Source organism: Photobacterium sp. R1 (genome assembly GCF_054600795.1).
On sequence record NZ_BAAHZP010000007.1, the window covers coordinates 44,706 to 69,391 of the forward strand.

At 48.8% G+C, this 24,686-nt stretch carries 18 protein-coding genes; 5 read left to right on the top strand and 13 right to left on the bottom strand.

Going from position 1 to position 24,686, the window contains the following annotated elements; translation table 11 throughout:
- Positions 1-486 precede the first annotated feature (486 nt).
- From phnX to phnW, 3 genes are read right to left on the bottom strand one after another with little or no spacing between them, the layout of a single operon-like run.
- Positions 487-1,299, bottom strand: a complete 813-nt coding sequence (phnX, locus tag ACYP03_RS13025) for a phosphonoacetaldehyde hydrolase (protein WP_248140211.1) — start codon at positions 1,297-1,299, stop codon at positions 487-489.
- A 41-nt stretch (positions 1,300-1,340) separates the two neighbouring features.
- A complete protein-coding gene (locus tag ACYP03_RS13030; protein ID WP_459780263.1) occupies positions 1,341-2,729 on the bottom strand; it encodes an aspartate aminotransferase family protein in 1,389 nt (462 codons plus the stop codon).
- The gene (phnW, locus tag ACYP03_RS13035; RefSeq protein ID WP_459780558.1) at positions 2,726-3,862 is read right to left on the bottom strand and encodes a 2-aminoethylphosphonate--pyruvate transaminase; all 1,137 of its coding nucleotides are present in this window, start codon (positions 3,860-3,862) and stop codon (positions 2,726-2,728) included. The genes ACYP03_RS13030 and phnW overlap by 4 nt, the downstream gene beginning before the upstream one ends.
- Positions 3,863-4,125: 263 nt before the next feature.
- Here phnW and ACYP03_RS13040 point away from each other — a divergent pair, with 263 nt between their 5' ends.
- The 4 genes from ACYP03_RS13040 to phnR all read left to right on the top strand — a co-directional run bounded on the left by ACYP03_RS13040 (position 4,126) and on the right by phnR (position 8,917).
- Positions 4,126-5,139, top strand: a complete 1,014-nt coding sequence (locus ACYP03_RS13040; RefSeq protein ID WP_248140205.1) for a putative 2-aminoethylphosphonate ABC transporter substrate-binding protein — start codon at positions 4,126-4,128, stop codon at positions 5,137-5,139.
- Between the two features lie 168 nt (positions 5,140-5,307).
- Positions 5,308-6,384, top strand: coding sequence for a putative 2-aminoethylphosphonate ABC transporter ATP-binding protein (locus ACYP03_RS13045; RefSeq protein WP_459780265.1), 1,077 nt, complete (start codon positions 5,308-5,310; stop codon positions 6,382-6,384).
- Between the two features lie 58 nt (positions 6,385-6,442).
- Positions 6,443-8,128, top strand: coding sequence for a putative 2-aminoethylphosphonate ABC transporter permease subunit (locus ACYP03_RS13050; RefSeq protein WP_459780560.1), 1,686 nt, complete (start codon positions 6,443-6,445; stop codon positions 8,126-8,128).
- Between the two features lie 90 nt (positions 8,129-8,218).
- On the top strand, positions 8,219-8,917 hold the full coding sequence (gene phnR, locus ACYP03_RS13055) for a phosphonate utilization transcriptional regulator PhnR (protein ID WP_248140203.1): 699 nt from the start codon (positions 8,219-8,221) through the stop codon (positions 8,915-8,917).
- Between the two features lie 86 nt (positions 8,918-9,003).
- Here the strand turns inward: phnR and ACYP03_RS13060 are convergent, their stop codons facing one another.
- Positions 9,004-9,633, bottom strand: coding sequence for an NAD(P)H-dependent oxidoreductase (locus ACYP03_RS13060; RefSeq protein ID WP_459780267.1), 630 nt, complete (start codon positions 9,631-9,633; stop codon positions 9,004-9,006).
- A gap of 102 nt (positions 9,634-9,735) precedes the next feature.
- Positions 9,736-10,605: a LysR family transcriptional regulator gene (locus ACYP03_RS13065; RefSeq protein WP_459780269.1), complete on the bottom strand. Its 870-nt coding sequence runs from the start codon at positions 10,603-10,605 to the stop codon at positions 9,736-9,738.
- 335 nt (positions 10,606-10,940) lie between these two features.
- Between ACYP03_RS13065 and ACYP03_RS13070 the strand changes: the two genes are divergently transcribed.
- Complete coding sequence (locus ACYP03_RS13070) at positions 10,941-12,263, top strand: oligosaccharide flippase family protein (RefSeq protein ID WP_330959473.1); 1,323 nt, start codon at positions 10,941-10,943, stop codon at positions 12,261-12,263.
- 64 nt (positions 12,264-12,327) lie between these two features.
- Here the strand turns inward: ACYP03_RS13070 and ACYP03_RS13075 are convergent, their stop codons facing one another.
- The 8 genes from ACYP03_RS13075 to folE all read right to left on the bottom strand — a co-directional run bounded on the left by ACYP03_RS13075 (position 12,328) and on the right by folE (position 24,531).
- Entirely contained in the window at positions 12,328-15,084 is a 2,757-nt protein-coding gene (locus ACYP03_RS13075) for an immune inhibitor A domain-containing protein (protein WP_459780272.1), read from the bottom strand.
- Positions 15,085-15,178: 94 nt separating this feature from the next.
- Positions 15,179-15,463 carry a hypothetical protein gene (locus ACYP03_RS13080; protein ID WP_248140190.1) on the bottom strand — a complete coding sequence of 95 codons (285 nt, stop codon included), beginning with the start codon at positions 15,461-15,463 and terminating at the stop codon, positions 15,179-15,181.
- Positions 15,464-16,193: 730 nt separating this feature from the next.
- Positions 16,194-16,670, bottom strand: a complete 477-nt coding sequence (locus ACYP03_RS13085) for an N-acetyltransferase family protein (protein ID WP_459780274.1) — start codon at positions 16,668-16,670, stop codon at positions 16,194-16,196.
- A 107-nt stretch (positions 16,671-16,777) separates the two neighbouring features.
- Entirely contained in the window at positions 16,778-17,803 is a 1,026-nt protein-coding gene (locus ACYP03_RS13090) for a hypothetical protein (RefSeq protein ID WP_459780276.1), read from the bottom strand.
- 591 nt (positions 17,804-18,394) lie between these two features.
- Complete coding sequence (locus tag ACYP03_RS13095; RefSeq protein WP_248140180.1) at positions 18,395-19,792, bottom strand: peptide MFS transporter; 1,398 nt, start codon at positions 19,790-19,792, stop codon at positions 18,395-18,397.
- A 408-nt stretch (positions 19,793-20,200) separates the two neighbouring features.
- On the bottom strand, positions 20,201-21,610 hold the full coding sequence (locus tag ACYP03_RS13100) for an FAD-dependent oxidoreductase (protein WP_459780279.1): 1,410 nt from the start codon (positions 21,608-21,610) through the stop codon (positions 20,201-20,203).
- 154 nt (positions 21,611-21,764) lie between these two features.
- A complete protein-coding gene (locus tag ACYP03_RS13105; protein ID WP_459780281.1) occupies positions 21,765-23,540 on the bottom strand; it encodes a L,D-transpeptidase family protein in 1,776 nt (591 codons plus the stop codon).
- A gap of 337 nt (positions 23,541-23,877) precedes the next feature.
- Positions 23,878-24,531 carry a GTP cyclohydrolase I FolE gene (gene folE / locus ACYP03_RS13110; RefSeq protein WP_248140171.1) on the bottom strand — a complete coding sequence of 218 codons (654 nt, stop codon included), beginning with the start codon at positions 24,529-24,531 and terminating at the stop codon, positions 23,878-23,880.
- Between the last annotated feature and the right edge of the window lie 155 nt (positions 24,532-24,686).

The following is a 24,686-nucleotide window of genomic DNA, read 5'->3' on the forward strand; positions in this document are numbered from 1 at the left end:
GAAAAACACTTGATTAACATACCCTGTACGCAAAATAAACAATTCGCTACGGATTGTAATTTTTATATTTCCTATGATTTGCCGTGAACATTTACGGAAAAGCAACAAAAAGCATACTCTTTGATAACCGATACATCCATTCATCTCCATTTAGATTGCTGTGTTTGCTGAACGGAGATGTTAGCAAATTCTGCGCCAAATGATTCGACACAAGCCGGAACCATCAACGATAAACAAAAAATATCATAAATTTCAATAAATTAAATTCATATTGGTGATACGAAATGATTCAGCGTGAAAAGCTTGTAATAAGGATATGTGTAAAGAAATCGGGCACTTGCACTCAAAACGAGCGAGCACACCTGAAAATTCAAGAAACAAAATAAGTGCAACCAGACGAATAAAGCCAAACTTTCCTGCCATTGATACCGAAAATAAACAGAGAAAAGTTTGGCAATATTTCAGAAGTAAGTAGCGAAAAAAGAATTAAGGTCGCTCGCCTGCAGCCAGACGCTGATTTATATCCATAATAACCGCTGGTAAATCAGCAATGGTGTCTATTTGATAATGTGCATTACTACATTGAAAAGCTTTTCTCGCTTTTTCTCTGGCAAAATCTAATTCTGAATCTGATGCACGCATGAATTCCGCTTCAGTTAAACCCGCTTCATTTCCAGACAGCAACAGTGCCACTGTCCACATGCCCGCATGATGGCCTTCTTCAATGCCCGGTACAGAGTCATCCACTTTGACGCAGCATGCGACATCGCCAATTCCCAGAGAAATGACATTCTGGAGTGCCATAAATGGTCCCGGCCGCCCGCCTGCTGTCAGATCATCGGTAGCAACCACACAGTCGGGTTCAAAACCTCTGGCCGCAGCCGCCGGTAACAGCTCATTCATCACGACTCGCGGATACCCGGAGCAGGAACCAATCTGAATCTTCTGTGCTTTCAGCGCAGCGACTACGTCCAGCGTCCCCGGAATCAAATCTGCATGCTCTGCTACTTTCGCCACCTGAAGCGGCATAAAGGTATGATAGATTTTATCGATATCCTCTGTATTCATCGCCCGCCCGAACCGGTCTTGCCAGCGCGCGGCGACTTCAGGTAATTCGCCGACGGCCTTGATGTGATCCCATTTTCCTAAGCCCATAGGCACACGGGCTTCAGCCAGCGAGATCTCAAAATCGTACTCGCGCTGAAAAGCTTCAACAAAAATAGTGGTCGGCGCAAAGGATCCAAAATCAACCACTGTGCCTGCCCAGTCAAAAATGACGGCTTGAATTTGTTTTGTCATGATCTTTCTCGTCTGATGATCAGCTGATTCATGTCAGCCGGTTAAATTGGATAATGTTGTTGGCAAACTTCCGAAATAGCCTGTTCGACCCAGTCCAGAGCCTGAGCCAGATCTTCCCGCAAGATGGTCAGCGGTGGACTGAGCTGTAAAACGTTACCCTGTGACACCTTGAAGCTCAGTCCCAGTTCAAGGCAGCGATACATCACCTGCTCTGCAGCAGCAAAAGCACGCGCCTTCGTGGTTCGGTCTTCCACCAGTTCAACCCCCCACAGCAATCCGATACCCCGTACATCGCCAATGATTGGCAGACGTGCTTTCATCGCATGCAGCCTTTCATACAGATAAGCTGCATCTGCCTGTACTTTCTTCAGTAACTCTTGCTGTGCAATCACGCCAATGGTGGCCAGCGCAGCAGCGCAGCCTATCGGGCTTTTTTCATGGGTGTAATGCCCCAGAGAAATCTGGGCGGCCTGGTTATATCGGTCCCGGGTCAGCATGGCTGCCATCGGCACCACACCACCGCCCAGTCCTTTCCCGATACAAAGAATATCCGGCTCGATCCCAAACGCCTGATGCGTAAACCAGTGTCCGGTCCGGCCCATGCCGTTTGGAATATCGTCGATAATCAGCATGACATGATGCCGGTCGCAGATTTCCCGCACCCGCTGCCAGTAGGCTCGGCTCGGAACCTGTACATCGGTATTGCGCACGGCTTCTGCGATGAAAGCACCCACACCGCCTTCTTTCTCAATTCCATATTCCAGATAGTCTGCATAATGGAGATCTGAGCCATCCTGAGACGGCAAAGCGCCACGATAGCTCACCGGCGGCGGTATCCGCTCCACACCAGCCATCAACGGCCCCATACCTTCACGAAAACAGGCTTCCCCGCCAACAGAAATTGCATCCATCGAGGCACCATGAAAGGAATCCCACAGCGACACCACTTTATAATTGCCGGTGATATAACGCGCCAGTTTGAGGGCCATACCAATCACGGATGTTCCGCCAGGCGCAAACAGCACCCGGTTCAGTTCACCGCCCGCAATTTCGGTCAGTGCCTTTGCACAATCTACTGCGGTCTGATGTGTAAAACGGCGGGGTGCAAAAGGTAAAGTCGCCAGCTGTTTCTGGATGGCAGCCAGGACTTCAGGATGTCCGTGCCCCAGCTGATGAACATTATTGCCATGGAAATCCATATACCGTTTTCCGGCAACATCCGTCAGGTAAAGACCATCAGCACTTTCCAGTGCATCCAGACACGGCGTCGACATGGCCTGATGCAGGAAGTAACGGCTGTCTTCCTCAAGCAGCGACTGAGTTACTGCATCAGAAAGACGGGCTGTCCATCGCTCACGGGACGGTGAACGATTCGTATCCCCTTCACAGGCCAGCGCACGCTGGCTCAGTGACGGTGCCTGAGTCTTCATGCCTGAACTCCCGGCTCAACGGATTCTGTCGTCCAGTACATTGAAGTCGCTATCGCTTTCAGCAGGCGCTTAATATCAGCAGGATGGACATCGCCAATGTTACCGATCCGGAAACAGTCGGCATCCGATACCTTACCCGGATAGATCACGAATCCTTTGGATTTCAGGCTGTCGTAGAAGCGTCTGAATTCATAAGCCGGCGAGACCGGAGAATAAAATGAAGTGATGATCGGCGAGTGCAAGGTTTGATCCAGCAAACACCGAAAACCCAGTTTTTGCATCCCGGCCACCAGTGTCGTCTGATTGGTGTAATAACGCTGATACCGAGCCGCAACTCCGCCTTCTTGTTCCAGCTCCGTTAACGCCTGCGCAAACGCCCTGACGGTATGCGTCGGTGACGTGAATCGCCATTTACCGTGGTTAACTTCCATACACTGCCACTGATCATACAGATCCAGCGACAATGAACGCGCCCGCCCCTGACATTCCGCCAGCAGCGCACGACGGGCAATCACGAAACCAAAGCCCGGTACCCCCTGAATACACTTGTTGGCAGAGCTGATCAGAAAATCAATGCCCAGTACACCGATATCCATCGGAATCCCGCCAAAGCTGGACATCGCATCCAGGATCATCACTTTCCCCGCAGCTTTCACACGCTGGGCAACTGCTTCAAGGGGATTCAGCATCCCGGTCGTGGTTTCACAATGCACCATGGCGACATGAGTGATCCCGGTGTCTTCCCGTAACAGACGCTCCAACTCAGCAAGATCAGGCGGGTTCACTTCCCCAAGCGACCAGTTGATATGCTCAATTTTCAGATACTCTGCAATCTGCGCAATACGGGCACCATAAGCACCATTATTAATGACCAGCAGTTTGCCATCTGCCGGGATCACCGAGCCCAGTGTCGCCTCTACCGAAGCCGTCCCGCTGCCCTGCATGAGAACGCTGGTATATCCGCTGCGTGAAGTTGCAAGATCAACCAGCTGCTGGCGAATATGCTGCACGACACCCACGTTATAGTCATCATCCCAGGTGCACCAATCCTGGAGCATTGCTTCACGGACAGTCCGGGTCGTAGTTAGCGGCCCCGGCGTAAGAAGAAGATATTGATTCTCGGAATTTGCCATTGCTTTATCTCTTTGGACTAGACCAGATTTGAAGTCACTATAGCGGCGCATCGTTGATGCTGTAAACGCGTGGTCCGGACTCTTCACAAAAGTTTCATCTTGAGGATGTTCGACGATTTTCTCTCTGAATTTGCGCTGGATCACGATCACATCGCGCTCATCAAACTGACATCGTTCAATCATTGAACTGTCACAAAGGCCACCTAGCATCTTTCGTATCGAGCAAATCTGGTACATACCAAATCAACGTTTAGGATGGATTTATGAAAAAGACATGGCTTGTTGCCCCACTGACTGCCCTGATGGCTTTGAGCGCTTCTCAGGCATTTGCCGCTCAGGAACTGACGGTTTACACAGCCTTTGAAACGGACATGCTGGCGAAATTCAAAAACGGTTTTGAAAAAGCCAACCCGGATATCAAAATCAAATGGGTTCGCGATTCAACCGGCATCATGACCGCCAAGCTGCTGGCAGAAAAAGGTAACCCGCGTGCAGATGTTGTGTGGGGACTGGCCGGTTCTTCCATGGCACTGCTGAAAGAAGAAGGCGTGCTGAAACCTTATCAGCCAAAAGGTCTGAATAAAATTCATGCCAACCTGATCGACCCGCAAGCAAACCCAGCCTGGTTTGGTAACGACGCATTTTTCAATGCGGTTTGCTTCAACGAGAAAGTGGCCAAGCAGCTTGGCCTGAGCAAACCATCTTCCTGGGAAGATCTGCTGAAGCCGGAATACAAAGGTCATATTGCAATGCCTAACCCGGCATCTTCCGGTACAGGTTACATGCAGGTTTCTGCCTGGTTGCAATCTATGGGTGACCAGAAAGGCTGGGATTACATGACCAGACTGGATCAAAACATTGCACACTACACGCATTCAGGTTCAAAACCTTGCGTTCAGGCAGGCATGGGTGAAGTGGCTATCGGTATTTCAATGGCCATTCGCGGCGCCAAGCTGAAATCACAGGGTGCGCCAATTGATATCATCCTGCCAAAAGGTGGTGTGGGCTGGGAAGCTGAAGCGGTGGGTCTGGTCAATACACAGTCTGATGCGGCGAAGCGTCTGGTCGACTGGTCTCTTTCGAAAGAAGCCAACACGCTGTACAACGAGTTCTACCCGGTTGTGGGTCGCAAAGACGTGAACAAACCCGTGAAAAACTACCCGAATGTTCAGCAGGCCATGGTGAAAATGGACTTCTCCAAAATGGCAGTCAGCCGTGAAGACGTGCTGAAGACCTGGTCTGATAAATTCGACGCGAAGTCTGAACCTCGCTCGTAATCTCTGAGATCAGACATCCTCCAAGGCAACCTGTCCGGGTTGCCTTTTGCTTTCTCAAATCCCTAAAAAACCGTCAACCGCTGTCTTCTGATCGTCAAGCTTCTGTCATTGAAGTGTCATCCACCCGGACTAAATTTGGTATATACCAAATAGAGAATTAGTTTAGCTATGGAAACTTACCTGAAAATCTCACAAGTCGGTAAACAGTTTGGACAGTTTACCGCCCTGCAAAACATCTCGTTAACCATCAATCAAGGCGAGTTCATTTGTTTTCTGGGGCCATCCGGCTGCGGTAAAACCACACTGCTTCGTGCCATTGCCGGGCTGGATCTGGCAAGTTCAGGCACCATAGAACAGGCAGGACATGACATTACTTTTCTGCCACCGGAAAAACGCGACTTCGGCATTGTTTTCCAGTCCTATGCATTATTCCCGAACCTGACCGTGAGCGAGAACCTGAGCCTTGGATTACGGAATCAGGGAAAATCATTGTCTGAAGTCGACGCCATTGTCTCCCGCTGGCTGGAAACTATTGCGCTGCCCGATGCCGGACTCAAATACCCCAACCAGCTTTCCGGCGGACAACAACAGCGGGTTGCGCTGGCTCGTGCCTTATCATTATCACCGGGATTATTACTGCTTGATGAACCCCTCTCGGCTCTGGATGCCAAGGTGCGCGCGCATCTGCGTGAAGAAATCCGTCGCCTGCAGCGCCAGCTGGGGATCACCACCATTATGGTGACGCATGATCAGGAAGAGGCACTGGCCATGGCCGATCGTATTGTAGTCATGAACCACGGCTGCATTGAGCAGGTCGGCACGCCGCAGGAAATTTATCAGCACCCGGCATCCCGTTTTGTGGCGGAGTTCGTCGGACAGATGAATTTTCTGCCAGCCTCCGTGGTCAGCGAACATCAAATGCGGATTGGTGAGTCTCTGTTGCCGCTGCCAGCGGCTGATTTCAGACGCGGAGAGCAGGTCGAACTGGGACTGCGTCCGGAAGATTTACATTTTCTGCCGCCCGGCGAGCAAAGTGAAAGCAGCCTGCTGGTTCGGGTTGAAGATCTCGAATTTCAGGGCACCTTCATGCGAGCCGACTGCCAGCTTCAGGGCGCCTATCAGCTTCCGATGATTAAAGTCGATGTGCCGATCCGTGAAATCCGGAATCTGGGCCTGAGCCGGGGCCACTATCTGCATCTGCACATTGCTGAAAAACACACCCAGATTTACCGTCAGAACCGATAAACAGGATATTCCCATGACTCAACTGACCCGACAGCATGATGTGAATTCATCCGGTCTGATGCAATCGGTTTCTCGTTTCCGGCACAGTCTCGGCCGCGATAATCTGACGCTGGGTGCCCTGCTGGTGCTCTTTGCTGGCCTGATGGGCATTTTTATCGTCGCCCCTTTACTGGCCATGCTGCAAAAAAGTGCCCAGAATACCGATGGTGAATTTGTCGGTCTGACAAACTTTGCAGCATATTTTGCTTCGCCTTCCTTATGGCTGTCCTTGCAAAACACGATTCTGATTGGCGCGGTCGTGACAGGATTTGTCGGTGTGCTGGCCTTTGGTTACGCTTATGCCCTGACCCGCAGTTGTATGCCATTCAAAGGCATCTTTACTGTGATTGGTTCTGCACCGATTCTGGCGCCGTCTCTGTTACCTGCAATCAGTCTGATTTATCTCTTTGGCAATCAGGGCATCGCCAAGGAACTGCTGATGGGACACAGCATTTACGGCCCGATTGGGATTGCCATCGGCCTGATTTTCTGGACCTTTCCGCATGCACTGATGATTGTGACAACGTCACTAAAAACATCAGATGCAAGACTCTATGAAGCAGCCAAAGCACTGAACACGTCTCCGGTTCGCACGTTCTTTCTGGTCACCCTGCCAGGCGCAAAATACGGACTGATCAGTGCCCTGATCGTTGTGTTTACTCTGGTGGTCTGTGACTTTGGCGTCCCAAAACTGATCGGCGGGCAGTACAACGTGCTGGCAACAGACATCTTCAAACAGGTGGTTGGTCAGCAAAACTTTGCCATGGGTGCAGTAACTTCTGTCGTCTTGCTCTTGCCCGCACTGCTGGCATTTCTAGGTGATCGCTGGGTACAGAAAAAACAGCAAAACCTGTTTGATGCCCGCTCAGTGGCGTACCAGCCCGAACCTAACCCGATTCGCGACAACCTTTGCCTGTTGTTTTGTTCCCTGATTGCCATTGCTGTGCTGACTGTCATCGGCATGGCGGTCTATGGCTCCCTGGTCACATTCTGGCCCTGGAACACCACGCTGAGTCTCAACAACTACAACTTTGCCGAGTTCAGTACTTATGGGTGGGCCCCATATTTCAACTCACTCAAACTGGCAGCTGGTGTCGCGGTAACGGGGACACTGGTGATTTTCACTTCAGCTTACTGTATTGAAAAAGGCCGCAGCTTCGCTCCGTTACGGAACCTGATGCAAATGCTGGCAATTCTGCCCATGGCCGTACCGGGCATGGTCTTGGGCTTGGGTTATATTTTCTTTTTTAATCAGAGTGATAATCCGCTTTCCTGGCTATACGGTACCCTCACCATCTTGATCGTGAATACCGTAACTCACTACTACACCGTGGGCCATATGACAGCAATCACGGCCCTGAAACAATTGCCGGCTGAGATAGAAGCCATTTCAGCCTCGTTGAATGTCCCTCAGTTCAAAACCTTTCTGAAGGTCACGGTGCCGGTCTGTATGCCCGCAATTCTGGAGATAGCCGCTTATCTCTTTATGAATGCCATGACCACAACGTCTGCCATTGTGTTTCTGTATGCAACCGACACGATGCCCGCATCCGTCTCGGTACTGAATATGGATGATGCCGGACAAACCGGACCCGCAGCAGCGATGGCTGTCATGATTCTGATCACCGCGGCGGGCGTGAAACTCCTTCATGTCGCGGCAAATCGCCTCAGTGATCAGTACACCCAGGCATGGCGGAAACGCTGAACGTTCTTTATGCTAATGACGACACGTGATTAGCCTTATATCATAGCGAACCGGCTGAGCCTCTTTGCAGCCGGTAACAGGACAGAAACAGTGCAATATTTAAAAATCATGGAAGCCATCAACGAACAGATTGATGCCGGACTGCTCAGCAGCGGACACAAGCTGCCTGCTGAGCGTAAGCTGGCGGAGTCTTTCAGCACCACGCGTGTCACGCTGCGTGAATCACTGGCTTTACTGGAAGCCGAAGGCAAGCTTTACCGTGAAGACCGCCGCGGCTGGTTTGTCTCACCCGACCCTTTACGCTACGACCCAACCTACACCACCGACTTCCCGGCGATGGCAAAAGCACAAGGCCGGAAACCACGCTCTGAGCTGTTATCGGCGAAAAGAGTGCCGGCCAGTCGAAGGGCGGCCTCATTATTAAATGTCGAGCCATTAACCGAAGTCTACCGGATCGACCGGCTGCGCTTTCTGGATGAACGGCCCGTCGTTGTGGTGACAAACTTTATTTCGCCGACCCATTTTCCAGATCTGTTTAAGCACAATATTACCGACTCGCTCACCACAACGTATCGCGAGCAGTACGGGGTGCTTTATTCGAAAACCCGATTCAGGGTCCGATCGACATCTCTGATGGCAGATACCGCCCATCATCTGCGTGCAACGTCCGGGACCCCGGCCATGTTCGTTGAGCGAATCAACTACGACCAGCATGGCAACCTGATTGACTGCGATCTCGAATACTGGCGCCATGATGCCATCTTAATTGAATCGACGGCGACCATTTAACTTCGCCCTCCGGCGATTCATCTCAGAACCTCACGGAAAATAAAAAGCCCGCATTTCGCGGGCTCAATACTCAGTAACCTGAACATTTATCTCACCCAATGCGCGAATATTTCAGCAGGAACTCTGACTTTGGGCTGATGGGCAGTCGCGTCATCCGGATGCCGGTAGCCGATCGGGCAAATCACAGAGGTTGTCAGCCCTTTTCCGGTCAGCCCTAAGACTTCATCGTATCCTTTGCCGTCAAACCCCCCCATCGGGCAGGCATCAACCTTCAGTACCGCGGCGGCAGCCAGAAACTGGCCCAGGGCAATATTGGCCTGCTGGTGCGCCCACGCCAGGCGCTCTTGTTCCGTCTGTGAAGCCAGTGCACCTTTAAACGCATTCACCATGGGAGCCAGATCGGACAACGGCACCTGTCGGGCATCCGATACTCGCAGAGCATAACGGTCAACCAGCTCATTCGCCGGAGCCGTTTGTGCAGCAAATACAATCAGATGAGAGCTGTGCAGCACTTTATCCTGCCCCATGGAATGGGGTAATAAAGCTTCTCTGATTGCTTCAGATTCTATGACCAGCAGACGATAAGGCTGCAGTCCGTACGAAGATGCACTCAGTCTTGCAGCTTCTAACAGTTGCCAGATCAACTCAGGCTGGACTTTCTGATCAGAAAAACGGCGGACGGCATATCGCCAGTTCAGGTCTTGGATAAGATTCATCATTCCCTCTGCGTGTGATTGATATCGACTTTGTGATGACAAAGGTACGCAAAGACAGCGATAAAAAATAATGAATGATTTCTGGTTTATCTATAGATGTTATCAACTGATTTGACACAGTTGCTGGCACAGAAACTGAATCACAGCATCATTTTCAAACTGAGGGAAATACCCCAGCTGTAACTGAATCTCACGCTCCGCCCCGCTGCTCAGCGGTAGTCTGACCCAACCTTCTGCATCTGTTCCGGCCAGCATCCATTCCGGCAACCATGCATAACCCAGCCCGGCTTCAACTGCCGATTTTGCTGCATGGAAGTGGGAAACCGTCACGCGTTGCTGACTGCCCAACCAGCCGGTACTGGTATTGTTTCGTATCCCGCCGTCCATCACCACGATCTGGCAATGACCGATCAGATCATCCACCGATAAGGCATTGGCACGGGCTAACGGATGATGGCAACTGACCACGGCGGCTTTCCGGATGACCATGACCTTTTGCGACAGCGTATTCGACGGCAGTTTACTCGTCATGGCAAGCTGCACCGTCCCGTCCTCCAGCAGTTCTGATGCACGGGACAAACAGGTTTCGTACAGCCTGAGATTGACCTCAGGAAAATGGGCGTGACAAGCCAGAACAGCTTTCTGCCAGGCCTCACTGGGATATAGCGTATCTATCGCCACGGACACTTCACGAATAATTTTGTCCTGATAACTGCCCGCCAGTCTTTCCAGCATCAGGGACTGCTGAACCAGCTGTTTCGCCTGTGGCAGTAAACTGTTGCCAAAAGGCGTGAGCATCGCCTTGCGGCCTTTGACTTCAAACAACGACTTTTCAAGGCTCTGTTCCATCTTACGGATGGCATGGCTGACCGTCGGCTGTGTTTTAAATAACTTTTCACCGGCTTGCGCAAAACCACCTTCCTCAACGACAGCCACAAACATCTTCCATTGCTCAATCGTTACTTTACTCACGCGTTTCTCCTGCCGGTTGTCTGCAAACTCGCCTTATATTGACATATTCAGGCGGACTTAACAGTTTGTATTGGATGACATTTTAAATGCCTGAATTCATATCCGCTGGCAGGTGTCTGGTCAGCCGGGTCAGCCTTTGTCAGTTCTCGGCAACTCTTTCGCGGTTTCTTTTGATTCCTCCAGCCGAGGACGCCTCTCGTGCCCACAGAATGCAGAGCACAAAACAGTTTTCCTTGAACTGGCGTCAATCAAAGCACTTTGATTCCTGCATCTCCGGGCGATCTGGGTTTAAACTTCATTTTATAATTTTCAATCACTTCTCCGGAAACATTTGAATGGACTCACTTTCTGAAAAAACGGGTGCCCTCTCCGGCTATCTGCGATCAGGTTTTGTGATCATGCTGTCGAGCCTGGTCCTGGGTTTTATCGCTGATTATCTGTTTAATCTGACACTCAGCCATGCATTACCGGCTCACCAATACGGTGACTACAAAGTGGCTTATGCTTTTGCGGTGTTATCGAGTGTCATCATTTTGCTGGGGGGGGACAGAATTGCCCCCCGCATTCTCGCAGCAGCCATTGAGAATCAAAACCGGGGCTACGTGCTGTCTTTCCTTCGCTTTTACACAGGCATCGCTTTATTACTCTCTGTATTGCTCATTGCCGCAACCTATCTGGGTGGAGTATTGCATTTGGGCAAAACTGATCTCTCGGAGCATCATCCGCTGATGCTGATTTCTTTCGTCATCCCGCTGATAGCATGCGGCGCATTATTCAGCCGGGTATTGCAGTCAGCCAAAATGCTGGCGTTATCAAATCTCCCGTGGCGGATCGGCTTACCCCTGATCAAAGCAGGTACTGTTGCCTTTCTGATGATCTCCATCAGCCAGGTGGAATTATGGCAGGTGATTTTATCCGGAGGGATTGCAGTGGCCGGCATTACCTTCTGGCAATGGCGTAAAATACAGACGCTGGGATTGATCGACTCAACCCAGGCGATTCCACCTCTTGCAGAAAAACGGCAGCTGCTGAGCTGGTCCGTCCCGATGATGCTGACCATGCTCATCACCATGGCTTTAAACCAGATAGACCTTTTCATGCTGGAAATCCTTGCGGATGAAAATTCAGTGGGCCACTTTGCTGCTGCGGCCACCACAGCGCATTTGTTACCCGTCGCTCAGGTGACCATTGCCGGTATTTTTCTGCCGCTGATCGGACGAACAATGGATAACGACCCGGAACAGGCAAAAGCCTTGTTTTGGCGGGCACAGAAAATCATTACGCTGTCGATTCTCGTACTGGCGGCCGGTGAGCTTTATTTCGGAGGCTGGTTATTATCTTTCTTCGGGAATGATTTTCAGCAAGCGGAGCAGACACTGTACTGGCTGATTGCAGCCTACGCGATCTGGGGATTCAGCGGATTTGCATCAACCTGGTTACAGTACAGTCACTATGGCCGCAACATTGTTATCATTGGGATCCTGACCCTGATTGCGGATATTTCTGCGAACTTTTGGCTGATTCCGGCAATGGGGATGCAGGGTGCGGCAATCGCAACGTGCCTGGCGATGAGTCTGGCTGCCGCAACAACCTGGTACACCTTTGCTTTTTCTCTGCGTCAGCAACCGATTGAGAAAGAAACAAGTACACAGCACTGACATAAAAAAAAGAGCGCAACCTTTCGGCTGCGCTCAACATTACAGGAATTCAGTGAATCATGAATTACAGGTGAACCTGAATCACTTTCTTCGTTACACCGCCATCGTTATCCATCACTTTCAGCGTCACTTCATGATCGCCGTAGCTTGGGAAGATAGTAGTGAAGAAGCGACCACGTTTGATCTTACCGTTTGGCAGCGTCCACTCTGTATCAACAATACGGCCATCGCTGTCAGTACTGGTTGACCACATAGTTACCCAGCGACCAACATGGAAGAAACTTGCGTTGGCTTCCGGCAGTGCATTGGGCACTTCAACAGTGACAGAATAGCTGTAAGTATCGGTCGCACCTTTATCGTCAGTCACGGTCAGGCTTACGGTATAAGTTCCCGCCTGCTGATACTGCCAGCTTGGCGCAGCTTCGTTGCTGTATTTACCGTTACCGAAATCCCACTGGTGGCTGATGATTTCACCGTCTGTATCAACACTCAGGTTCTTCGCAGAAACAGACAGACCATCTACTTTCAGCTCAAAACTCGCTGTTGGCGCTTCGTTCTGAGAACCGACTTTAGACAGACGCACAACACCAAACTCATTGTTCTGACCTTGCTGTACCACATCGATCATCAGACCAAACTCAGTCAGCTTACGACCTGCATCCGGTACTGTTGGTGAAGTGTAATCTTCTGCATCAGAGAAGTTTGCATTACCAATCAGGCTGGTATCTTCCAGTACATCGCCTGTGCTGTCGACCAGACGCAGCGGTGTTTGATCATTCAGCGAGAATGCCGCGTCACGAACCTGGAACCGGGTTTGTGCAGCCTGGCCAGAGTTCGCCCAAACCAGTGCATTCTGGTCTGCATCGACAACACCCAACCAACCTTCACCCGGGTGTTTACCAACCCAGTTATCAGTCAGAGACTCATCCACATACCAAACGACCAGACCTGGTTCGAATGTCATGATCTGACCCATACGTTTGATGTTTGCCAGACCTTCGTCGACACCAGTGTGGCTACGCCATTGCAGCAGGTAATAGTGCGCAGCATCGTGGTAACCATCAGACAGTTTGTAACCGTTGAAGGCAAAGGTAGAACCCGACTCACCATCATCAATGGCTGTCACTGCACCATCAACATCCAGAACCAGGTTGTCCAGGTACATACCTTCCATGGCCAGACCACCGTCAGTGACATAGTCGAAGCCCAGGGTAACTTCCTGACCAGCCCACTGGCTCAGGTCAAACTCAGCGTCAATCCAGCCATTGGAATCACCACCAATCGCAGGCACTAAACCAGTCTTATACGGGTCGTCCATTGAGGTAATGTTACCGCTGATTTGTTGACCATTGATCAACACGCGCGCGAAGTCATAGTCTTTCTCAATCTGATACCAGGTTTTGAACTTCAGCGTAACTTTGGTACCCGCAGGAATAACCAGTTTACGACTCATGCTGTTCTTCAGATCATCACCTTTGCCGGAATGGAAAGAGTACTGGCCTTCAAATGGTTTCAGGGTTTCAATGCGTTTGTTCGGCAGTGTCACCTTCACCATGTTCGGCAGTTTGGTATCTGTTGTCTGGAACAGTGTGAATTCACGTGGTGAATTCTCCAGATCGCTCAGAGAAACCTGCTGATCATTTACCCAGTGACCACCGATCGACTGTTGCAGGAACTGCTTCGACCAAGAACTGAATGCTGTTGGCTGCGTGCCGCCAATTTTACCGGCCCAGCTGCCCGAAGACATGATTGACCAGTATGAAACAGGCTCACCTTTACCGGTATATTGCGTGTCGTACTCATCAGGCAGGCCAAGATCGTGACCATACTCGTGCGCACACACACCCGCGGCTGCATCGATTGGCTGAATGGTGTAATCGAAAGCTGCGTACTGACCGTTAAAACGCTCAGGGACATTACTCTTCGTTCCTGCCAGAATATGAGGCTGACCCAGGTTAAAACGGTGAGACCAGATTGCATCTTTACCCAGGACACCACCACCGGCTTCTTCACCGACAGATGAATGGAAGACCATCAGGTGATCGATCACGCCATCAGGCTCGCGATAGTTACCATCACCATCATAGTCATAGCGGTCTTCGACGTCGTAATCCGCCAGATTGATATTTGGATCCTGTGCCAGCTGGTTCAGTGCTTCACGGACCAGCTCCTGAGCGTTCATATCATTGTCGGTCGTCGGTGAGTTACCACCGTAAAATGCAGCATTTTTCGATGCATGATACCAACCGGCAGCCTGACCCATCACAGAGTAGGTATCGCCAGATTCCTGCTCATAGTACTGACGCATTGAGATGAAGTTCTCACCGTTCGGACCGGTATAACCTGTGCCCGAGAACAGCAGATCCTGATAGTGAGCAGCTTCATAGCTGTCATACAGCATTTCTGTATGTTCTTTCGTGAGCTTATTGTCATTCCACGGCAGATCCGGGAAGTCGATCAACAGCGCAAGTACTTTATCCGTACGTTTTTGGCTGACATCCAATGCAAAAATATTTGCACGTTGCATGCCTTTATTTTTCTGGATCGTTTTCAGTACTTTTGCACGTTTTTCCAGTGCCTGTTTGCCAAACTGAGCGTCGCCTTTAAATCCTGAGCGAATCTTATTTTCAAGGTACTGATCCAGAGCATGGCGTTTTTGTTCTTCAGATGCCCCAGCATCAACAACCCCATTTCTGACCAGCATTTCAATTAATTTATCTTCGTTCACAACACCCATGTCCACAGGTGTTTGCGCATATCCACTGCCACTGAACAAAGTGAACATTGCTGAAGCCAACAATGTTTTCTTCATGTGTTTCATTTACTGTCCTTATTTATATTTTCCATCGTGAAGTTGTCAAAACCCCAGCCGAGCAAAAAGTACCCGGCTGTTAACAACGCAGTTAAATCAGAGATTACTCAGGAGAAATACATTTCCTTTGTGCCATATCTGATGAATCTGAAGAATTTGTTGTGTCTTTTTCTGTCTGCTTTTTATCTTTCTGTTTTTTATCTTTCAAAATGGCTTTTCTATTCAGATAAATCCTGAGTGCCTCTTGCTTTTCGGCATAAGTCAGACCTTCACAAATGATCCCTTGTTCTTCCAGTGAACGGATTAACCTTTCGTCATCAGCCTGAACCTGAGCCATAGCCACACCAGGAAATAACCACAAAGCGATGAATAGACATGCACGTTTCACTACTCACCCTCCTCTTTGTAAACAATGTGTAACAAAATATATGCAACGATTTTGTTCAGCAAGCTGTCAAAACAGCATGAAGGGCTGAAAATCACACTTTCAACATAAAAAGTTAACTATCTATAAAACAGAAATCATATCTTTATCAGCTATTTAATCAGAAAATAAGAATAAATACTCAGCCCTACCTCTTTTGATTAAAGACCAAAACAGCGCACTCTGCCTTTTGATAAGGTTCACTTCTGTCTCATCTTTATATTGATATAAGCGGAAAAGCCAAACATAGCTACACAAGAGTGAATAAAAATTCTGAGATTGTGTTTATTTATTTTTGAGGATTTTTTTGAAGTGAGTCGAAAAAATGCTTCTATCAGTATTTATGAAGCTGAAACAGATGAATATTCGTGAAACACCCAATAAAAATAATTAACTCGACTATCAATAGAGAATAAAATGATGGTTCAGAATAAGAGAAGCACATGAATTACCATAATTATTTCATGGTTAATTCACAAAAAATACCGCTCTGCGCAAATGAAACCATATTATTCGTCATTATCCGGCTGCCTTTACTGGCTAAACGAGGAAGCACACCGACATAAATATGAAGCGGCCGCTCTGAGGAAAAGATAAATGAAAGGTCGTGATTTCGAAGCAGCCTGTGCAATGAAACAAAGTCAATTCACAGGTGTCATTCAAAGGTAGCTGAAAATAGAGCGTCTCAACAATATTAATGATGGCGATTACAGAAGCAGCACCATCCGTCTGTTTTCATGACAGGCATGATAAATTTAAAGCCGGTACGCTGGAAACCGGCATCTTCATAAAACTGACAAGCGACTTCACGAGATTCAGCACTGGTCACTTCCAGGCAAGCACATCCCTGCTCTGCGGCACTCTGCCTGGCGTATGCCAATAATTCTGAGCCAATACCCTGATTTCTGGAATCATCATCCACAACCAGTGCAGTCACACGCGCATAGCGCTCTGCTGTGGGAAAATAATCAAAATAAATCACTGAAATCAGCCCCACCGGCTGACCTTCAATTTCTGCTATCACAATCGTTTCAAGATCTGAATCGGCAACATAAATCATCCGTTCAATCCGCTTCGGCTCAACCGCGTAGCCAAGCTGCACCAAGAGCCGGCTCAATCCTTGTCCATCAGAAGGTTGTGCCGGGCGAATATTAAGCTGAGGTTCAATCATCATGCTGTCCTGTCTGAAAAAAGTGAGAACCCGGTAGGTAAAGTATCAAATCTCCAATACCCTACCGCAGTTCTCACCCGTTCGTCATAGTCAATTCAATGAAATGATTACTTCCAGTTTTTATACATGGCTTCCGCCAGGGCTTCATTTGAGGTCAGGATAACGGTCAAAGGGGCTTTCTCATGCTCCTGATCGAGCAAAATGACTTCATCTCTCGCCAAATAGCTCGACATCACCATCTGAGTTTCATTCCCCAGTTTCGGATTTTGCGGCGCATCGCCAAACTGAATATTAATAGTCTGGTACGGCAGTGCCGGCTTATCAGGCGCAGGCGTCGTCATCTTTGATTCAAAACTCCAGCTCGCCTGAAATTCTGCTTCGCCAAATGGTTTCACCATGACCGTCGTGTCTGTGATGAAGGTCAGTTGGGTCAGCGCTGGTATCGGCGGAACATCATTTTGAAACTCAGCAAGATCTCTTAAGTGATACCACCGCTTGCCAATGAAATCATCTGCTGTCAATTGCGTGCCGGCTTCCTGGAAAGTTGCCTTTGTTTGCCAAACCGCCAGGAGTTTTTTTGAAGCATCGTAGAACAAATTCCCCACAGCAAAGTCGTTGGAAAGATAAAGGAACTTTGCGGTCACTGCCGGTTTTGAATCCACAGTCATCGTCATGCCTGACACACGATAAGAAGTATCATCTGCGATAAAGCCAATGCTGCTGCTCGTGATTTTTCCCGCTTCAAACATTAATTGATGAGGAATCCTGACACCTATATTTGGAAACTCAAGGAAAACTGGCTCACCCCTTTCAAGAAAAGGTTTCAAACCTTTTACCCGCTCCGTTTGCGTCACCTCTCCTTTTTTATTGACGACCAGAGTGACCGTATCAAAATCCACATTATTATTTTCCAGCGTCTGGATATGAGATTTTAAGGCCTGAATTTGTATTTTCTGAGTTTCCGGCTGATTCCATACCAGCGTTTCACCCAGTATTTTGGTCATCGCCCGGGCGTACAAATGAATTTTTTTAGCTTCAGGGTTCGAGGCTTTTAACGCAACATAGTCATTTTTCAACAGCGCCGGATCCAGATTCAGGCTGGCGGCGAATTCGTCAAGAGTCTGCTGATTCATCTGGGCCAGCGTCGAAAACGGTGTCAGCAAAACTTCGCCGGCGCCAGCCAGTAATTCAGCATTCTGCCAGACATAACCGGAATGATCGCTGTCTGAAGTTTCTCCCGCGATAATCCGGGCAATCAGTGGATATTTCTGATCACTTGTCTGAATTTTGACTTCACCATTCGCGTCCGTTCTTTTCGATAAAACCTCACCTGCATCGCAGATAAAGTTCATGTTTCTGTCGACGCAGACTTCCGCATTCGACAAGTATCCGTCAACCACTTTCACGGTTATCGTTTCATCTGAATCGGAACCACCTGAACCGCCACATCCCGACAATATGACAGCCGATACCAGTAACGATAAAAACGACTTCTTCATAGACCTTTCCCCAAACGCTGAACTTCGCCAAAATGAGCGAACATTGATGAATAAAGGTTATTTTTCAGACGATTCGATTCTATGTCCATCTGCGCATATCACCAACGTGAATGAAATCGAATACAAATGAGAAGTAAGTCGCAAATCAGAGAGTATTTCAGAAGATTCAAACCATAAAAAAACGGGAGCAACAGGCTCCCGTTTCAAATACATCATGAAGAATGATTAAGCTTCTGCAGGTTTCGCATTCGGAGAAACGTCAACCGTTTTCGCGGCTTTCCCTTCTGCGCCATGCATCCAGCGAATCAGCTGATTTGAGCACACCACCAGAATCAGACCAGAAGCTGCAGCAGTCACTGCGATACCGCCGAAGATTGCCAGAGGGCCGGACTCACCAACATGCGCACCAATCATACCGGCAACATAGTTGGCCACAGCGTTAAAGCCAAACCAGACGCCCATCATCAGAGAGGCCAGACGCAGCGGAGCCAGCTTTGTAATCATTGACAGGCCAATCGGAGAAAGGCACAGCTCACCCATCGTGTGGAAGAAGTAGGCTGCAACAATCCACAGCATGGACGTCTTCGCAGACAAGTCACCGCCCTGCTGCAATACAGCACCAACCATACATACAAAACCAATGGCCAGCAGGAAAAGAGCAATCGCAAATTTAATCGGCGAACTCGGCTCTTTAGGACCCATTTTCACCCACAGGGAAGCCAGAAGCGGCGCCATGGTAATGATAAAGAATGGGTTCAGAGACTGGAACCAGGCTGTTGGCACTTCAAAACTGCCAATCATACGGTCTGCATATTCCTGCGTGTAAATGTTCATCAGACCACCCGCTTGCTCAAAGCCGGCCCAGAAGACGACAACGAACAGACCCATGATCATAATGACTTTGAGACGGTCAATTTCTTTACGCGTCAGAGGTTGTTTTTTACCTGATGAAGACATCGCAGCAGCACGTTTTGCTGCAGGAACCTTACCAATATCGCCCAGCAGTTTTTCTGCAAATACCATCTGAATGATCAGGCTGAGGACCATACCGATACCAGCAGCGACAAAGCCGGCTTTCCAGCCGTAAGCTGATGTCGCCGCTCCGGCGATGATACCAGCCAGTAGTGCACCCAGGTTAATCCCCATATAGAAGATCGTAAAAGCACCGTCGCGGCGATGATCGCCCTCTTGATACAGATCGCCAACCATAGTTGAGATGTTTGGTTTGAAAAAACCATTACCAACGATCAGCAGCGCCAGCCCCAGATAAAAAGCCATTGTGGCACTTTGGCCAACCATAGAATGCGGGAGAGCTAGCGTAAACTGGCCTAACGCCATCAACACACCACCAATAATGATCGATCGGCGCTGACCTAAGAAATTATCCGCTACCCAACCACCGATCAACGGTGCGATATACACCAGACCGGTGTAAATACCATAGAGACTGAGGGCATCCTCAGTAGACCATCCCAGGCCACCACTGACTGTTTTATCTGTCAGATAAAGTACAAGAATGGCGCGCATCGCGTAATACGAAAAACGCTCCCAAAGCTCAGTACCAAACAGCAGGAACAAACCTTTAGGGTGCCCCATCAGCGTCCCATTTCCTTTGTTGCTCATAATTATTCTCTTCGTTGAGGTAGTTATGTATCCATATATCCGGCCCATTTTATAAATTACAAACTAAATCACTGCAAACTTTAACAGAAACAGAACAAAATACGAACAACATAAGTTATTGATTTATAAGGAAGTGTTTTTTACACCCAAATTTGAAATTTTACTTTTAACTAATGAATTGGTGTTTAATTCCACAAAATAATCAATATAACAGAATTAAAACCCGCACTATTAACTATTTTTGGGTTTTAATGCTTATTTTTTTGATTATTAATGATTGTTACACTTTGAACGGGCCGGGTGAATGGAAAACAATCAACTCAATAGCAACCGGATTGAGCATCAAGTTGCAAGGTGACGAATAAAAAAAGCAGGTTGATATACCTGCTTTTGAAAAAGATGACACCATTATCCTTTATCAGCTTTTCCTGCTGAACTTGCGAGCTTAGCCAGCTGACAGTCCAGCCAGCGTGGCCGGCGATGATGATCTTCCGCCTTTTCTTTTCTGCGAATCGCATTTCTGATGATCAAAGCGCCAAACCAGCGCAGGGGTTCGGGCGGGAAGCTTGCTAACGGACCCGAGACAAGACCTGAGCGTGTCCAGGTGTTGTTTTCGCCAAGAACAAGTGAAGCAAGAATCTGCCCTCCCATCCAGCTTTGCGCGACACCATTTCCGGAATATCCCAAGCCATAAACAATGTCCGGATTCTCTTTTAAGCGGCCAAAGAATGGCATCCCAGTTGCCGAACGATCTGACGCCCCAGTCCAGGTTGAATCAATCAGCTCAAGCGGGAACGAAGGAAAAAAACGATGAAAAGCAGCATTTAATATCTGTTGATAACGGCTGGGTTCGTCAAACACCTTTGACATCCGGTTTGCGAACGAAAAGTAATTGCCGCCTTTGCCCAGCATCAGTCTGCCTTCCGGTGTCGTGCGATAGTAGTGAACAAATGTCCGTCCATCGATCACGGTTTTTCCGTCTTTGAGTCCTGTTTTCGCCAGCTCTTCAGGGATCGGCTTGGTGATCATCATGTCCGACGAAACCAGAACGACACTATTTTTAAATTCCGGAAATAACGACGGCATCCAGGCATTCAGTGCTAACACCACTTTTCCGGCTCGGATCCTTCCCTTGGGCGTCGTGATACAGACAGGCTGCTGTTTTTTTTCTATGCCGGTCATCGGCGTCCTTTCATATATGGCAACCCCGGTCTCTTCAGCGACACGCTTGAGTCCCCTGACCAAAAGCCCGGGCTGAACACTGGCAGCAGCCTCAGAAAAATGCCCTTCCTGATGCAGCGCTGAGCCGGATTCAGCCTGTACTTTTGCCTTTGTCCAGGGTTGCCATGAACTGATACTGTGTCGTTTCAGCTCATTCAGTACAGAGTCCAGTCCACCCAGCTGTGCAGCGTTTGAGGCGGTGTATAATGTGCCATGCCGTCTCAGCTGAGCGTCAATCTGAAATTCTTGACAGAATGCCTCAATCTCATCAATGGCCTGCTCCGATGCTTTCACCAGACGCTTCGCCTCTGCTTCACCATACAACTTTTTCAGGCTCAGAAATTTTGTCGACCAGGTCAGCATACAGCCGCCATTTCTTCCCGAAGCACCGCTGCCGCACAGATCTTTCTCTATCACAGCAATATTGAGGGATGGTTGTTTCTGTTTGAGTTGGATTGCTGTCCACAATCCGGTAAACCCGCCACCGACAATACATACGTCTGCATGGATATCCTGTTCCAATGCCTGAACGGTCGCGTTTGATTCACGCGCTATAGCTTCCTGAAACCAAAACGAACTGTGCTGATTCGATTGCATCACATCACCAACTGGTATAGACCAAAACAATCTATACTCTACGCAACCTGACATGTATGGCTCAAGTGTATCTGCCGCCCTGACACAGAAAATTCATTGAAACGACATGTGCCCTGTATGAGACAGGGCACATGAAGAAATCAGTATCTCCGGCTCAGCGGAAACGGCTCATCGCAATGTAATCATGCTCAGCGGGTACTGATGTATCGTCATCATAGCCGTAAATATCATCCCGGATTTGCAATTGGCCTTTTTCATCCAGCCATGCCGTGCGGTAAATAAAGTCAACAGCCAGCGTTTTTCTCAGGTTAATGGTTGCTGTCGTACGCTTTTTCAGCAGTTTTTCATAGCTGGCACTCTGACCCGCATGTTGCCGCTCCAGCAGAAAATGTGCCAGATCGTGCGCCCGCTCAACCCGCACACATCCGGAGCTGAAATTACGTTTGCTTTTATTAAACAATCGCTTGGAAGGTGTGTCATGCAAGTAGATCGAGTAACTGTTCGGCATCATAAACTTCACCTGCCCTAAAGCATTGTTGGGCCCGGCGCCTTGCTGAAACTCGTATGGAAAGCTCTTGGCTGACACTGTACTCCAGTCAATCTGGCTGGGATCAATCGATTCACTGGCATTTCTGCGCGAAACGATCCGCATGTTATGGTTCGCAAGGTAATTCAGCGACTGTTTCAATTTCGGAATGACATCCTCTTCTTTTATGGTTTCAGGGACATTCCAGGTTGGATTCACAACCATATGGTTAATGGCTGAAGAAAACAGGTAAGTCGGTCGTTCACTGCGCCCGACGATGACTTTCGATTCAAACAAAACGTCATTGTCACCCAGAATTCTCAACATAAATTCCGGAATATTCACCTGCAGGATCTCCCCGTGATTATCGCGGCGAATAACCCGGTTTCTCTGCATATTCAGCGCCAGCAGCTGAGCAACCTGCTGATATGACCGCGCCATATTCCGGGCTGTTTCCGGCCCGATAACCCCATCATCGTTTAAACCATGGCGCTGCTGAAAGTGACGAATGGCTGCATGCACCACGCCAGTGTTCACGACTGCAGCCTCCCGGGTTGCTACACTGCCGGCTTCAGCGGAGATCAGAATTGAATAATCCTGATCAGACAGATCCCCGAAAATATTCAGCATTTTGATCAGCTTTTCTCCACGCGGGATGGGTGCACCATATTGAACCGCTGGCCGACCGGTCAGATAAACGCCATGAGGTGCTAACTGTTCCAGCTGATTGATCTGAGAAACCAGACTTGAAAAGTTTGAGTCAACCGGACGTAATCGTTTAATTGAACTGAGTGTTACAGGTGCACTCACGCCTGAAGCAGCCTGGATCTCTTTCATCGACAGCGTAAAGTCCGCAGGCCGGTACAGAGTACTGGGGTCACGTTGTATTTGATGAATCATCGCCTGATACACAAACAGAGTGTCAGTCGCCAGCAAATCAAAACCACGCTGATCGCGCTTATCACGGAGTTGATTCAACTCATTGATGCGTAAGGGTAACCCCGGCACTCGCTGCGTTTCTGCCAGCACCATCAGTTGCTGCATAAATTCATCCGCAACGGCTGTATCCTGCCAGGCTGGCATAAAATCCTGGCTGGCATAGAACTTTTGCAGCTGTTCGGGAAAGCAAAGCTGATCGGATTGTGAAGGACAAATCACCCGGGTACTGGTCAGCGGCACTGAATCCAGACCCTGTCGTCCTAACTTTGGCACCGTCAGAGTCGCAGACACCATCGCTCCGGAGGCCGGAAGCAACTGGCTTCCCCCCTCTTCCGCAACCACCATTGGCGAGATCATCAGACTGGCCGTCAAGACTCCGGCTGAACCAAGCTTCAGCACTTCAGTCAACCATTCGCCCTGAAAAACCGGCTTATGTGTCACCCTGTAACTTTTTAATCCACCCATAATCAGACAACCTCAACATCTGCTCTACGCTGTGTATTTCATCCATGACAACGCGATAAAATTTCCACTGGAGACCAAATTTTTTTGTCTTTGCTTAGTTAAAGTTTATGCAAATGCACAATCGGGAAGTGTTCAAATTTTGATAATCACTGAAGTTCACGCAGCAGGCATCATCATGAACCCGCTCAAACAATCATTGACGATTTTCACGTTGTTTTTGGTGTGAATTTAGTAATTTTGTATTGCAGATGTGGAAGTGGGTACCATAAAAAAAGCCAACATAAGCATCGCTTACATTGGCTTCCCTATGTATCATCTTGAAAAATTTTGAGAATGATTAACGCAATCCGTGCAGGAATTCAGCTCGGGTTGCCGGGTTGCGTTTAAAAATACCACCCAGAGCAGTTGTCGTGGTTTCACTGGTCTGATCCATCACACCACGCGCCTTCACACAGTAGTGTGTGGCATCAATTCTGACCGCAACATCATCACTTTCCAGCAGCGTTTGCAGAGCCACAAGAATTTGTTGCGTCAGGCGCTCCTGAACTTGCGGGCGCTGCGCAAAGAACCGAACGATTCGGTTGATCTTGGATAAACCGATGATCTTTCCGCGCGGAATATAAGCAACGGTCGCCTTGCCGTCGATCGTGACAAGGTGGTGTTCGCAGGTACTGGTCATCGTAATATCTTTCACCCGAACCAGCTCATCACAGTTCATTTTGTTATCGATAACTGTGATTTTCGGGAAATTGGCATAATCCAGCCCAGAGAAGATTTCGTCCACATACATCTTGGCAATACGCTTTGGCGTATCCATGAGGCTGTCATCGGTTAAATCCAGAGACATCAACTCAAGAATTTCGCGGACATGATATTCGATGCGCTCTTTTTTCTCGGCACTGTCGACAACTTTGTTTGTCATCGGGGTTTCCAGTCCACGAGACTCAAGCGCCTGACGGACTTTCAATGCTGATTCGCTTAATGCTGTCATTCTCTCCTCCAACTGGCTCAGGCTGATGTTCAAGCCTGTTCTGCCTTGCCAGTAAACACTGAGCCCGAAGGATACCTGTATTTGCTAACAATTACACCTCGTATTTGCTGAGGTAATTCGTTCAACCGAGAATTTTTTGTCATAATAGTCAGCAA